13 protein-coding genes are annotated in these 12,992 nt (G+C 63.1%); 4 read left to right on the top strand and 9 right to left on the bottom strand.

All coding sequences use genetic code 11. The features are described 5' to 3' along the window. Positions 1-13: 13 nt before the first annotated feature. The 4 genes from PCS43_RS06780 to PCS43_RS06765 all read right to left on the bottom strand — a co-directional run bounded on the left by PCS43_RS06780 (position 14) and on the right by PCS43_RS06765 (position 4,576). Positions 14-850 (bottom strand): carbohydrate ABC transporter permease, encoded by an 837-nt coding sequence (locus PCS43_RS06780; RefSeq protein WP_003946046.1) that lies wholly within the window; start codon positions 848-850, stop codon positions 14-16. Next, positions 847-2,022, bottom strand: a complete 1,176-nt coding sequence (locus tag PCS43_RS06775) for a carbohydrate ABC transporter permease (protein ID WP_209910596.1) — start codon at positions 2,020-2,022, stop codon at positions 847-849. Before PCS43_RS06775 ends, PCS43_RS06780 begins: the two co-directional genes overlap by 4 nt. Positions 2,023-2,042: 20 nt before the next feature. After that, a complete protein-coding gene (locus PCS43_RS06770; protein WP_007735225.1) occupies positions 2,043-3,332 on the bottom strand; it encodes an ABC transporter substrate-binding protein in 1,290 nt (429 codons plus the stop codon). Between the two features lie 170 nt (positions 3,333-3,502). Beyond that, positions 3,503-4,576 (bottom strand): ABC transporter ATP-binding protein, encoded by a 1,074-nt coding sequence (locus PCS43_RS06765; protein WP_003946073.1) that lies wholly within the window; start codon positions 4,574-4,576, stop codon positions 3,503-3,505. 114 nt (positions 4,577-4,690) lie between these two features. On the opposite strand from PCS43_RS06765, the gene PCS43_RS06760 reads away from it, so the two are divergent. From PCS43_RS06760 to PCS43_RS06750, 3 genes are read left to right on the top strand one after another with little or no spacing between them, the layout of a single operon-like run. Further along, on the top strand, positions 4,691-5,515 hold the full coding sequence (locus PCS43_RS06760) for a DUF2786 domain-containing protein (protein WP_030537724.1): 825 nt from the start codon (positions 4,691-4,693) through the stop codon (positions 5,513-5,515). Next, positions 5,512-6,009 carry a TIGR04338 family metallohydrolase gene (locus PCS43_RS06755; protein WP_039973474.1) on the top strand — a complete coding sequence of 166 codons (498 nt, stop codon included), beginning with the start codon at positions 5,512-5,514 and terminating at the stop codon, positions 6,007-6,009. Before PCS43_RS06760 ends, PCS43_RS06755 begins: the two co-directional genes overlap by 4 nt. A gap of 58 nt (positions 6,010-6,067) precedes the next feature. Further along, positions 6,068-6,436, top strand: coding sequence for a helix-turn-helix domain-containing protein (locus PCS43_RS06750; protein WP_003946041.1), 369 nt, complete (start codon positions 6,068-6,070; stop codon positions 6,434-6,436). On the opposite strand, the gene PCS43_RS06745 is transcribed toward PCS43_RS06750, so the two are convergent. Together PCS43_RS06745 and PCS43_RS06740 are read right to left on the bottom strand one after the other, a co-directional pair. After that, a complete protein-coding gene (locus PCS43_RS06745) occupies positions 6,437-7,024 on the bottom strand; it encodes an ATP-dependent Clp protease proteolytic subunit (protein WP_003945993.1) in 588 nt (195 codons plus the stop codon). A gap of 4 nt (positions 7,025-7,028) precedes the next feature. Further along, complete coding sequence (locus tag PCS43_RS06740) at positions 7,029-7,637, bottom strand: ClpP family protease (protein WP_007735229.1); 609 nt, start codon at positions 7,635-7,637, stop codon at positions 7,029-7,031. 283 nt (positions 7,638-7,920) lie between these two features. Here PCS43_RS06740 and PCS43_RS06735 point away from each other — a divergent pair, with 283 nt between their 5' ends. Then, a complete protein-coding gene (locus tag PCS43_RS06735) occupies positions 7,921-8,715 on the top strand; it encodes an LLM class F420-dependent oxidoreductase (protein ID WP_209910600.1) in 795 nt (264 codons plus the stop codon). Here PCS43_RS06735 and PCS43_RS06730 read toward each other — a convergent pair. Genes PCS43_RS06730 through PCS43_RS06720 form a run of 3 tightly spaced genes read right to left on the bottom strand, consistent with a single transcriptional unit; the run spans position 8,637 to position 12,948 of the window. Then, positions 8,637-9,866: a CaiB/BaiF CoA transferase family protein gene (locus PCS43_RS06730; RefSeq protein WP_058228170.1), complete on the bottom strand. Its 1,230-nt coding sequence runs from the start codon at positions 9,864-9,866 to the stop codon at positions 8,637-8,639. The genes PCS43_RS06735 and PCS43_RS06730 overlap by 79 nt on opposite strands. Continuing rightward, entirely contained in the window at positions 9,863-11,578 is a 1,716-nt protein-coding gene (locus PCS43_RS06725; protein WP_058228169.1) for an acyl-CoA dehydrogenase family protein, read from the bottom strand. The genes PCS43_RS06730 and PCS43_RS06725 overlap by 4 nt, the downstream gene beginning before the upstream one ends. Further along, on the bottom strand, positions 11,578-12,948 hold the full coding sequence (locus PCS43_RS06720; RefSeq protein ID WP_058228168.1) for an MFS transporter: 1,371 nt from the start codon (positions 12,946-12,948) through the stop codon (positions 11,578-11,580). The genes PCS43_RS06725 and PCS43_RS06720 overlap by 1 nt, the downstream gene beginning before the upstream one ends. Positions 12,949-12,992: the final 44 nt, after the last annotated feature.

The following is a 12,992-nucleotide window of genomic DNA, read 5'->3' as shown; positions in this document are numbered from 1 at the left end:
GCGCAAGCGCGCATCACGACTTGACGCCGCCTGCGGTCAGACCGGCGATGATGCGTCGCTGGAAGATGAGAACCATGATGACCAGCGGGACCATCACGAGGGTTCCGCCGGCCATGATCGAGGTGTACGGCGTGACGAATGGGTCCGTTCCGGAGAACTTGGCCATCGCCACGGTGACGGGTGCGGTCTTGTCACTCGAGAGTTGGAGCGAGAGCAGGTACTCGTTGACCGTTGCGATGAAGGCGAGGATCGCGGTGGTGAACAGGGCCGGCGCGGCGAGCGGAAGCATGATCAGACGGAAGGCCTGGCCACGGGTGGCGCCGTCAATACGCGCCGCCTCCTCGAGCTCCCACGGAAGCTCGGAGAAGAACGACGTCAGCGTGTAGACCGTCAGCGGCAGCACGAACGAGATATTCGGGATGATCAGCGCTTTGTAGCTGCCGATCCAGCCGATGTCGGTGAACAACTGGAACAGCGGGGTCACGAGGGCGACGACCGGAAACATGGACGCGCCGAGGATGATTCCGGTGACGAAGTATTTGCCACGGAAATCGAAACGCGAGAGCGCGTACGCCGTGAACACGCCGATGACCAAGGCGATCAGCGTGGTCGCGCCCGCGATGATGAGGCTGTTCATCAGTGCACGAGTGAAGTTCACCTTCGCGTCGGGATCGAGCGCCGCGGTGAAGTTGGACAGCGTGAGATTGGTGGGCCACAGCGACGTCGAGAACGTGTCCGCCGGGTCGCGCAGCGCCGTCACGATCATCCAGTAGCAGGGAGCGAGTCCCCACACGATGATCAGTACGACGCCGATGTAGGTGCCGATCTTGCCGCGTAGTGCCTTGTTCATACCGGCTCCCCCTTCCGCTGCTTTTCCTGCGTGCTGACCGCATTGGCTCCGAGGAATCGGACCAGGATGAAGGCCACAGCGAAGATGATGAGGAACGTGATGGTGGACAGTGCCGACGCCGAATTGGCGCCGACGCGCATCTGATCGACCACCAGAACCGAGATGGTGGAGGTGGCGGGATTGGATCCCATCATGATCGCGGGCAGGTCGTACATGCGCAGCGCGTCCATCGTGCGGAAGAGCACCGCCACCATGAGTGCGGGCTTGACCAGCGGAAGCGTGATCATGCGGAACCGCTGCCACGCCGTCGCACCGTCGACCTTGGCGGCCTCGTAGACGTCGGCGGGAATCATCTGAAGACCCGCGAGGATCAGCAACGCCATGAACGGCGCGGTCTTCCAGACGTCGGCGACGACGATCGCGAATCGCGCCGGCCAGGGGTCCGCCGTCCACAGGATGTTGGTGCCGAGGATCTTGTTGGCAATGCCGTCGTTGGCGAAGATGAAGAACCAGAGCTTCGCGGTGACGGCGGTGGGGATGGCCCAGGGAATCAGCACGGAAGCGCGGAGCAAACCGCGTCCGCGGAACGTCTTGGCCATGATCAACGCCATCGACAGACCGATCACCGTCTCGAGCAGGACGGTGACGACGGTGAAGCCGAACGTATTTCCGATCGACTGCCAGAACTGCGATCCGAGTGTGCCGGGCGGGCAGGGAATCGAGCCGTTGGCGGTGTTGCAGGACTGGGTGATCCAGTTCTTGTAGTTGTCGAACCACGTGAACTGACCGGTGACGAACATGCCGGTCTCGGGATCGAGCTTCTTGCCGTCGCTGTGCATCGACATCCAGATCGCTCGTCCGAGCGGATACAGAATGATGACGGCGAGAACGATCAGCGACGGTGCGACGAACGCCCACACCGGAACTCGTCGACGCTTCTTCGGCTTGTCGGCCGACGCAGGCGGGGGCGAGGTCGGCGGGGGTGGAGCAGCTGCAAGGTCAGGCAGAACCTTGGTCAGGGATGTCCCTGCTGCCTCGGATGCCGACGGCTCTTCTAGCGGTTCCGGTGCACGGTGTCTCCCACCAACGCCCGAACGGTCGGGACCGGTTGAACCGGCCCCGACCGTGGGGTTGGTAGGCACAGCCGCGGAAGGATCCTGCGGTTCTGCCATTGCTTATTGCTCCTGGTAGATCAGTTACCGGCGGTTTCGATGCCGGCCTTGGTGTCCGCCAAGGCTTGCTCGACGGTCTTCTCGCCGCGAATAGCAGCGTAGGTGTTGTCGGAGATCGACTTCGACACCTGCGTGTAGTACGGCGTGACGGGGCGCGGCTGAGCGGTGGCGAGTGCTTCCTTCAGGGTCGCGAAGTACGGGAACTGAGCGAGCACTGCCGGATCGTCGTAGACAGCCGAGAGGACGGGTGCGCCGCCGACCTCGGTGAAGTACGTCTGCGACTTCTTGGTCTGCATGAACTCGAGGAAGTCACGAGCCGTGGCGGGTGCGTCCGAGTACGCGCTGATGCCGACGTTGTAGCCGCCGACGGTCGAAGCGCCCGGTCCGTCGACACCCGGAAGAACGGTGTAGCCGTACTTGCCGGCAACCGAGGTCTTCTCACCGTCGACCGAGAAGCCGGACCACGTGCGCATGAAGAGTGCCTTGCCGTCGCCGAACGCGGTCTGCGACTCGCCCTCGGAGTAGGTCAGCGCTTCCTGCGGGATCGTGTTGTCGGCGAAGTTGTCGACGATCGACTGAACGCCTGCCTTCGTCTTGTCGTCGATGGCCGGGGTGAGTCCGTCCGGGCCGACCCACGGGCCGTCGAAGGCGTTGGTGATCTCGGTGGTGTTGACCGTCAGGCCCTCGTAGTTCTTGAACTGACCGATGTAGCAGGAGATGCCGGCTTCGACAGCCTTCGGGCAGTTTTCCTTGAGCTCGGCCCACGTGGTGGGGGCCTTCTCGACGAGGTCCTTGCGGTAGTACAGGAACGCTGCGTTGGTGTTCTTCGGCGCTGCGTAGAGCTTGCCGTTGTAGGTGCCCGAAGCGACGGTCGACGGCAGGAGGCCGGACTCGTCGATCGCGAGGTCACCCTCGAGCGGCAGCAGCCAACCGTTTGCGGCGAACTGGGCGGTGTTGACGACGTCGACGCCGATGAGGTCGTACTCGTCGCTCTTGGCCTGCATGCGCTGGGTGATGTCGTCGACCTGCGCGTTAGCTTCCTTCGCCAGCGGCTTGAGCGTGACCTTCTCGTCCGGATGCTCGGCATTCCAGTCGGAGATGATGTTTTCGAGCGCCTCGTTCAGGGCATCCTGCCCCTCGACGATCGTGATGGGTCCGCGGCCTTCGCTCGAGGACGATCCCCCGGATGCGGCCGTGGTGCTGGTTCCGCTGTCCTTGTCCGAATCGGACGAACAGCCTGCCAGTACCAGCATGGACGCTGCCGTGGCTGCAATTGCAGCGCGGCGCATCGCCTTCGAGTTCAGAACCATGGATTCGCTCCCCGTATGTGTATGACAAATAGACGGTCACCGAGAGCCTGCTCACGGCATGCGCCATGAGTGCCGGCTCCCGGCATCGGCCCCTACTGTGGCACGAGACACCCGTACTTGTGGGTATTACGCCGAACCTGAATCGGTCATGTGTCGTTTGACAGGTCGACCTAACCCAGGCGACGCCCGTCGGTGGTGGCAAAAATGTGCACCTTCTCGGGGTCGACGCGCAGGTTGACGCGCTCGCCCTTCTGCGGCGGATTGCGCCAGTCACCACGCGAGACGATCTGCTGCAACCGTCCGCCGATCGTGGTCCGGCCGTAGACGTAGGCGTCCGAGCCCAGTTCCTCGACGACGTCGACCTCCATCGGCAGGCCTTCGGCGGCGATCTCGAGGTGCTCGGGGCGAATACCCAGAACAACCTCGGTTTCGACGACGCCGTTCATCGTCTCGCGCGGAACCGGAACGATCCCGTCACCGAATGCGACGCCGCCGTCGACGACGGGGAGGGTGAAGAGGTTCATCGCGGGTGAACCCATGAAGCCGGCGACGAAGACGTTCTTCGGCTTGTTGTACAGCTCGCGCGGCGAGGCGCACTGCTGCAGGATTCCCTTTTCGAGGACGGCGACGCGGTCACCCATCGTCATGGCCTCGACCTGGTCGTGGGTCACGTAAACCATCGTCGTCGCGAGGCGTCGTTGCAGCTGAGCGATCTGCGTACGTGTCTGCACACGGAGTTTTGCGTCGAGGTTCGAGAGCGGCTCGTCCATCAGGAAGACCTGCGGCTGGCGAACGATGGCGCGGCCCATCGCCACTCGCTGACGCTGGCCACCGGACAGCGCCTTGGGCTTGCGATCGAGGTACGGCTCGAGATCGAGCATCTTCGCGACCTCTTCGACGCGGGCGCGGATCTCCGTCTTGTTGGTTCCGGCGAGCTTGAGCGCAAAACCCATGTTCTCGGCCACCGACATGTGCGGGTACAGCGCGTAGTTCTGGAAGACCATCGCGATGTCGCGCTCTTTCGGCTCCTGACCGGTGACGTCGCGGTCGCCGATGAGGATGCGTCCACTGTGGACGTCTTCGAGCCCGGCGAGCATGCGCAGGGTGGTCGACTTTCCGCAGCCGGAGGGTCCGACGAGGACGAGGAACTCGCCGTCCTCGATCTCGAGGTCGAGCTTGTCCACTGCCGGAGTGTTCGATCCGGGGAACAGGCAGGTGGTGCTCTCGAAAGTCACTGAAGCCATGACGGGGTTGATCCCTTCTACCGGCAGGAACGTGCCGGACGATCCAAGTCGAGGGTGAGCGTGTGCGCTAGCAGCATAAACGTCCGTGTCGGCGCGCGAGCGTAGTCTTTCACGGTGAGTTCGGAGAAGATGCTGACCCGCATCGGTGCGCTGCTTCGCCAAGCGGAGTCCACCGACAATCCACACGAAGGTGAAGCCTTCATGGCTGCCGCTCAGCGGTTGGCCACCAGTTCCGCGATCGACCTGGCGGTCGCGCGTGCGCACACCGCGTCTTCGGAAAAGCGTGCGACGCCCACTCAACGGCTCATCACCATCGGCGAACCGGGCAAGCGCGGACTGCGAACGTACGCCCAGTTGTTCATCGCCATCGCCGCTGCCAACGACGTGCAATGCGACATCGCGCAGACGTCGGCCGTAATCTACGCCTACGGCTTCGCCGGCGACATCGACGTGTGCGAGGCCCTGTATTCGAGCCTGCTCTTCCAGATGGTGCGCGACTCCGACGCGTACGTGCGTTCCGGGGCGTACCGCGGCGAAACGTCCGTGCGGACCGTCGTCGAAACTCGTGGACGACGACGCGTCAGCACGCAGGTCCGCAAGCCGGTGGCCGGAGTGACGGCACGCCTGAACTTCCAGATGGCGTACGCGTCCCGCATCGGCGCGCGGTTGGCCGAGACGAAGCAGGAGACGGAGAAGACCGCGATCGCAGAATCTGCCACGTCGTCTTCCGAAACCGCACTCGTGCTGCGTAACAAGGAAATCGAGCTGAAGGACTACTACTCGTCCAACTCCAAAGCGCGTGGGACGTGGCGGGGCGGCGGCCGCGCAAGCGCCGGGCATTCCTCACATGCTCGACGAGCGGGTGATCGGGCGGCGCGCTCCGCACGTCTGGGGAACCTTCCGGAGATCGGCGGGGTACGCGGGCAGCTGGACTCGTGAGGGATACGCAGCGGAGCGCCGTCTACGAGGCAGAGACGTTGGTGCGCACCATGTTCGATCGCGCCGACCAGCGTGGACTTCGGAGCGTCGAGGTCATGGGTTCCACCATCACCTTGCCGGTCGAGCGCAAATTCGGTTCCGTGGAGTCGGTCCAGGCGTACTGCGATCAGCTACTCGGGCTGAATTGGGTACGGGAGACCTGGACTCGCGCAACCATTCCGGTGTCCGTACGCTCCCGCGGCGGCAATGCCGCCGCTCACTACTCGAACGACGTCATCGCCGTCCCGGACGACCGTGACGGCCGGTGGGCGCTACGCGAATTCGTTGTCTTGCACGAACTGGCGCACCACCTCGGCGACCCCACTTCCGACGAGGCCTCCCACGGGCCCGAGTTCGTCGACCGCTACACCAGCCTTGTCGGCGAGATCATCGGGCCCGAGGCGGCCTTCGTTCTTCGAGCGATGTTCCTTGCCGGTGGTGTTCGAACGGACTAGATGTCAGCCCTCGGTGAACCGGGTGGTGTGCGAACCGGTCGGCTGGAATACTCGGCCTATGGATGCGCCGCGCAGACTGGTCCTGGTCAAGGGTGAGTCGGAACTCCCCGATCCGGCTGTCGCCGTGCGCAAACCCCCGCTGATTCGTGAAGCCTACGGACGAGTGCTGCGGGAGGTTCGACGCGATCAGGACCGAACTCTCGACGACGTAGCCGCAAAGGTCGGGATGTCGAAGCAGTACCTCTCCGAGATCGAACGGGGCAAGAAGGAACCGTCGTCGGAAATTCTGCGCGCCATCTGCGAAGCGCTCGGGATGCCGCTCGAGCACCTGCTGTTCCGAGCGGGCAACAGGATCGTTGCGCTCAACTCCCTCACCTTCGGACATTCTCCCGCCCCGATCTCCGGTCCCGTCCTGATGGCAGCCTGATCAGTTCCCTTCGATGAGGGTGTCAGCCAGTCCGTAGGAGATAGCGTCGTCGGCAGTGAAGATCCTGTCGCGATCGGTGTCCTTACGGAGCCGCTCGACGCTCTGACCGGTGTGCTTACTCAGAATCGCCTCGGTCTGCTCCCGGATTCTCAGGATCTCGGCTGCTTGAAGCGCGAGGTCCGAGATGGTGCCACTACCTTGCGTCGACGGTTGGTGCAGCAGCACCCGCGAATGGGCAAGAACATGCCGATGGCCTGGAGTGCCGGCGGCCAGAAGCACTGCAGCAGCCGAAGCCGCTTGACCCATGCAGTACGTCGAAATCGTCGGTTTCAAGAACTGCATGGTGTCGTAGATCGCGAGCATCGCCGTGGTGGAACCGCCGGGAGAGTTGATGTACAAACCGATTTCGCGATCCGGGTTGTCGGCTTGCAGATGCAGCATCTGAGCCATCACGACGTTGGCGACGCCGTCGTCGATCTCTGTGCCGAGAAAGACGATGCGCTCGTTGAGCAGCCTGCTGAAGATGTCGAAAGATCGCTCACCCGTTGGTGTTCGCTCGATGACACTGGGAATCGTGTACTGGGACATGACGTCACAATCCGATCTTGGGGAAGGTAGCTTGCGGTGCTATCTCGGCGAAGGACGTCACGACGCGGTCGACGATTCCGTACTCGCGCGCCTGCTCGGCGGTGAACCAGCGATCCCGATCGCTGTCGGTCTCGATCTCTTCGACGGTCCGGCCCGTTTCGGCGGCGAGGATTTCCTGCGATTGACGCTTCATCAGCTCGAGACTCTCGGCCTGGATCGCAATGTCCACCGCAGTGCCACCGATACCTGCCGAAGGTTGGTGCATCATGATGCGGCTGTGCGCCAGGCTGATTCGCTTGCCGTGGGTGCCGGAGCAGAGGAGCACCTGGCCCATGCTGGCCGCGAAGCCCATCGCGACCGTCACGACGTCATTGGGGATGAGCTTCATCGTGTCGTAGATGGCCAGGCCGGCAAACACCGATCCGCCAGGTGAATTGATGTAGAGCACGACGTCGCGCTTGGGGTCGGTGGTGGCGAGGAGCACCAGTTCCGAACACACACGTTCGGCCATGGCGTCGTTGACCTCGCCGGTGAGCAGAATGGTTCGCTGTCGGAAGAGCCTGTCTGTCAACAGGTCACGGTAGCCGGTATCGGTGGGAGCTTCAGTAGTCATGAATCCATTCCTACCGGCGCGGCAGTGCCGCGGCCCCGCCTGTCTGCTGTGGGCAGACCACCCCTATGGTTACCCGCCCCCCTGTTTTTACCCGCCCCCTTTGACTGCCCCCTGTTTGAGCGAACGGCACGTTCAGTCGATCTAAGGCGCCGAAAGTACCGTTCGCTCGAAAAGGGGTGGGCACAAGATCGGGCAAACCCGTCACCGACGGCGGCGGTAGCGGTACCGCGCACACCCGGCCATGATGGGAGAAGACAACCATTCCTCTCGTCAGGAGCGTGGCATGACTCGTCCGGTACGCATCGGTGTTCAACTCCAACCCCAGCACGCACCCGATTACGGGTTGATACGCGACGCCGTCTTGCGGTCCGAGGACGCCGGGGTGGACATCGTCTTCAACTGGGACCACTTCTACCCGTTGACCGGCGATCCCGACGGCGCACACTTCGAATGCTGGACCATGCTCGGCGCCTGGGCCGAGCAGACCGAACGCGTCGAGATCGGCGCCCTGGTCACCGGTGGTGGCTACCGCAATCCGGATCTGCTGGCCGACATGGCGCGAACCGTCGACCACATCAGCGGTGGGCGCCTGATCCTCGGTATCGGTGCCGGCTGGTTCGAGAAGGACTACGACCAGTTCGGATACGACTTCGGCACTCCCGGTTCACGGCTGAAACTGCTTGGCGAATACCTCCCCCACATCACGGGCCGCCTGGCGAAGGGCAACCCGCCGCCGTCGCGCAACATCCCGGTCCTCATCGGCGGTGGCGGCGAGAAGAAGACCCTGCGCTTGGTCGCCGAGTACGCCGACGTCTGGCACAGCTTCGGCGACCGTGAGACACACCTGCGCAAGTCAGACATCCTCTCCGACCACTGCGCCGACGTGGGCCGGAACCCGCTGGAAGTAGAGCACTCGGTTCCGTGGCCTGGGCTCGAAAATGCAGCCGACCTGGTCGCCGACGGTGTCTCACTCTTCACCGTCGGCGTCAGCGGACCGGACTACGACCTCACGACGCTTGCCGAGGCCATCGGTTGGCGCGACGACAACACGCCGCCTGCGTTGAGCGGGCTGGCCTGAGCGGTACCAAGGACTTCGTCGTTGTCGGCGCCGAGAACGGGCGGCGCCGACGTCAGACGTGGCCTCTGGCCGGAGAAGTTGACCGGAAAGGCCACTTGCTTCAACGGTCCGAGCGTCGGATGGTCGACGGTTCCGACCATGCCGAGCGCGGCGGTGTGGGGATCGGAGTAGATCTCGTCGAGATGCCGGATCGGTGAGACCGGTACGGCGCGTTCGGCGAGAAGAGCGCACCAGTGTTCGACGGTCTCCGATGCGAAGGCGCTGGTGAGTTCTCGTTCCAGACTCTCGCGGTTCTCCACCCTGTCGCGGTTGTGGGCAAAACGCGGATCGGTGACCAGTTCACTCCTTCCGATGGCCTCGCACAGCGACGCCCACATCGCGTCGTTGCCGACAGCGATGACGAAGTACCCGTCGCTGGCAGGAAATGCTTGATACGGAGCAAGGTTCGGATGACCGGAGCCCAACGCAGTCGGGCGCTCACCGGTGGCGAAGTAACTGGTCGCCCAGTTCACGTGCATCGCGAGTTGGCACTCGTACAGCGACGTGGTCACGTACTGTCCGCGCCCGGTCCGGCCTCGCTCGACCAATGCAGCCAGGACACCGACCAGTCCGAACAGCGCTGCGCCCAAGTCTCCCAACGCAAACCCGGATTTCATCGGAGCACCACCCGGTTCACCGGTGAGCGACATGAGCCCACCCGCGGCCTGCGCGATCATGTCGTACCCCGGTTCGTCGCGCAGCGGTCCTTCTTCACCGAAGGCAGAGATGTGCAGGGTGATCAGATGCGGGTATCGCTCGGACAGTGCCTGGTAGTCGAAGATCTTCTGTAATCCGCTGCCCGGCTTGAAGTTCTCCACGACCACATCGGTCTCTTCGAGCATGCGGTGGATGATCTCCTGTCCTTCGGTGGACTTGAGGTCGATCGTGACCGACTTCTTGCCGCGGTTGATCGCGAGGTAGTAGGCGGCATCTACGCCGACGAAGGGAGGCCCCCACGAACGCGTGGGGTCGCCGCCTTCAGGGTGTTCGATCTTGGTGACGTCGGCTCCGAGATCGGCAAGCGACATGGTTGCGTACGGCCCGGCAAGGATCTTCGACAGATCGAGCACGCGGACACCAGCCAAGGGTGTGGGGCCTGTTGGAGAATTCACTGGTGAACCCCTGCTACGGAGAGGAACTCGGCTACGACGTCACGTGCATCATCCAGCTCGACGTCACCGCCGTCGGTGATCACGTCGAGATTGCCGAGTGCAGCCGACGGCACCTTCCCCACAAGACCGGCCAGGTAGGAATTCGCCACCAGCAGTGACCGGTACCCATTACCGTGTCGGATGCCGTGGTCCGCAAGGTCGAAGAGCAGGGTCGCCATGACGGTACGAGCCAACTCGTCGGAGTACCTTGCACTCGCAGCCTGCGCGGCATCGTCAGATCCGGAGATCAGACGATCTCCTTCATCGACCAGTTCCTCCCAGCGCCGCAACAGAACTCCGGACCCGGCTTCGCAATCCGGTCCGACGGTGGACAGGATGTCCGTCATCGCTCCCGCGACAGTGCGGTGCGAGTTGAACTTACGTAGGCACCGAAGTACGTCCAGCGCAATGACATTGCTCGACCCTTCCCAGATCGATCCGAGGTGAGCGTCCCGGACGAGTCGCGCGTTGGCCCATTCCTCGATGTAGCCGTTTCCTCCGCGCACCTCCATGGCCTCGCCGGTGACCACCCGCGCGCGTTTGCAGACAAAGTGTTTGGCGATCGGTGTCAGTACCCTGATCAGTGCGCGCGCCTGTTCGTCGCCGCCGTCTGCTGCCTGAAGACACTGTGCGCTGTACGCGACCAGGGCCAGCGAAGCCTCGGCATCGAGTGCAAGGGGAAGAAGCGTCGCCCGCATCAGCGGCTGGTCGAAGAGCCTCTTACCGAACACGACTCGGCTCTTCGAATGCTCGACGGCTTCACGGACTGCTCGGCGCATGAGAGCGCTCGAACGCATCGCATTGGAGAGGCGAGATGTGTTGACCATTTCAGCCATCTGGCGGAACCCTCGATCGAGTTCACCGACCTGGAGTGCGTGCGCCCGGTTCAGCGTCACCTCGCCGCTCGGCATTGAACGCGTACCCAGCTTGTCCTTGAGACGATCGATCGTGAGGTTGTTGCGCTCGCCGGATCCCAAGGTCTTGGGCACCATGAACATTCCGACTCCACGCGTCGAACCATCCTGTCCGCCCGGGAATCTTGCGAGGGTGATGATCACATCGGCATCCGGGTTGGAGGCGAACCACTTCTTGCCCGTCAGAACCCATCCGTCACCGTCGCGCTCGGCGCGTGTTTCGGTGCAGGCGATGTCGGTGCCTGCCTGAATCTCGGTCATGAACATCGCACCCGTCTTCGCCTGCTCGGGGTCCGTCGACGTCAACGCGTCGATCCAGGGCGAGAACACGGCCGGATCACCGAACATACGCAGGGTCCGCGCAGCAGCATCTGTCATCGACACCGGGCAGGCCAGCCCGAACTCTGCCTGCACGAAGATGTACGACGCGAGGTACTTCGCGAGTGGCGGATGCACGGAGTCCCATCCGTGCAACCCTTTTCGGTGCGACATGGCGGACAGGCCGTACTCGTTGTACGCCGCCCGGCACAGTTCCAGGTAGGCCGGGTGATAGGAAATCCGGTCGACGCGGTCACCGGCCTTGTCGAATTGCTGCAGCACCGGCGGGTTCTTGTCTGCGATGTCGGCAAGCTCGGACAAACGGCCGGCGGCATCTCGGCCCAGTCGGTCGAGCAATCCGTTCAACGTCTCTCGGTCCGCCCCGGCGGTCCATCTGTCCACTACCGCTGTCAGAGCGGGGTCGGTGTGTGCAAAGTTCATCAGTGGTCAACGCCTTTCAGGGTGGAAGCATCGGTCATGTTCGAGGAGCTCGTCGACTCCAGCCCTTGCCCGTGCAGCGCACTCCTGCGCAACAATGCAGTCATACAGACAAGGGAGAGAACGACATACACGAGCCCTAGAGCTACGACCGGCCAGATCGAGTTGGTTCGCGTCAGCAGATACTGGCTGACCATCGGGGCCGTTCCGGCAAAAATGGCGGTCGACAATTGGTACGACAGAGAGATGCCGGTATACCGAACATTGGTGGGGAAAACCTGCGCCAGAATGCCGGCCAACGCGGCGTAATACATTGCGTGAGGCGCCGTCGCGAGGACCATACCCAGAATCGCCAAGGGCACGGAGCCCGTCTGAACCAGCACGAACATCAGTGGTAGGAGCACGATCTCCGGAAGCAGCATCCAACGGACCGCTTTCGACGGATCGATCCGCGTGGCCAGCACAGCGCCGAAAGGCTGTACGAGCGCCTGGGCTACCAGTGCCACGGTGATCACGAGGAGGAAGTCACTACGCTCGAAGCCGAGATCCGTTGTCGCCCAAGAGAGCGCAAAGGTTGTCTTGACGTACGTGATGGCAACACCGGCAACCACAGCGCCGACTCCGAGGGCAAGTTCGACGGGATGCAACCGCAACACTTCGACCAGCGGCATCCGTGTACGCTCCTGTGCCGCAACAGCCTTCTTCATCTCGGGTGTCTCGGAGATGTGCAGACGGATGTAGAGAGCGACGATCACCAAAGCTGCGGATCCGAGGAACGGCAGACGCCAACCCCACGACTCGAACACGGAATCCGACATCAACGTCAGGCCGAGGAAGGCCAGCGTCGCGAGCAGGTTGCCGACCGGTGAACCCTGCTGCGCAAACGCGCCGTAGAGCACCTTTTTCTTCGGGGGAGCGAACTCGGTGGCGATCAATACGGCGCCACCCCATTCGCCGCCCATGGCGATGCCCTGGAGAACACGCAGTGCCACAAGCAGTATCGGCGCCCAGATCCCGATCTGGGAGTACGTAGGGAGGAGGCCGACACCGACAGTTCCCAACCCCATGAGGGCGAGGGTGATGATCACGGCGTTCTTGCGACCGAACTTGTCTCCGAAATGACCGAACACCACTCCGCCGACCGGACGAGCCACGAATCCCACGGCAAAAGTCGCGAAGGCTGCGAGTGTCCCCACCGCCGGCGACGCATCCGGGAAGAACAGCGGGCCGAGCACCAAGGCGGATGCGGTTCCGTAGATGTAGAAGTCGAACCATTCGATGGTCGTTCCGACAAATGCCGTGATTCCGGCCTTGCGTGCCTGTTTGGTGTTGTATTCAGGCGGATTGGTGTCTTGACCTGGGTGTTGATCCACGGTTCTCCCTGATTCTCGCGTCGGGCATCACCAAAGGATGCAAT

The sequence above is a fragment of the Rhodococcus sp. C-2 genome (genome assembly GCF_027854095.1).
GTDB classification, from domain to species: Bacteria; Actinomycetota; Actinomycetes; order Mycobacteriales; family Mycobacteriaceae; genus Rhodococcus_F; species Rhodococcus_F qingshengii.
Note: the sequence above shows the minus strand (reverse complement) of the source record. Positions and strands in the feature narration are given on the sequence as shown.

What these genes read in the sequence shown, in the direction of transcription:
- PCS43_RS06780 (WP_003946046.1), bottom strand. Translation starts at nt 850, where the DNA reads ATGAACAAGGCACTACGCGGCAAGATCGGCACCTACATCGGCGTCGTA.
- PCS43_RS06775 (WP_209910596.1), bottom strand. Translation starts at nt 2,022, where the DNA reads ATGGCAGAACCGCAGGATCCTTCCGCGGCTGTGCCTACCAACCCCACG.
- PCS43_RS06770 (WP_007735225.1), bottom strand. Translation starts at nt 3,332, where the DNA reads ATGGTTCTGAACTCGAAGGCGATGCGCCGCGCTGCAATTGCAGCCACG.
- PCS43_RS06765 (WP_003946073.1), bottom strand. Translation starts at nt 4,576, where the DNA reads ATGGCTTCAGTGACTTTCGAGAGCACCACCTGCCTGTTCCCCGGATCG.
- PCS43_RS06750 (WP_003946041.1), top strand. Translation starts at nt 6,068, where the DNA reads ATGGATGCGCCGCGCAGACTGGTCCTGGTCAAGGGTGAGTCGGAACTC.
- PCS43_RS06745 (WP_003945993.1), bottom strand. Translation starts at nt 7,024, where the DNA reads ATGTCCCAGTACACGATTCCCAGTGTCATCGAGCGAACACCAACGGGT.
- PCS43_RS06740 (WP_007735229.1), bottom strand. Translation starts at nt 7,637, where the DNA reads ATGACTACTGAAGCTCCCACCGATACCGGCTACCGTGACCTGTTGACA.
- PCS43_RS06735 (WP_209910600.1), top strand. Translation starts at nt 7,921, where the DNA reads ATGACTCGTCCGGTACGCATCGGTGTTCAACTCCAACCCCAGCACGCA.
- PCS43_RS06725 (WP_058228169.1), bottom strand. Translation starts at nt 11,578, where the DNA reads ATGAACTTTGCACACACCGACCCCGCTCTGACAGCGGTAGTGGACAGA.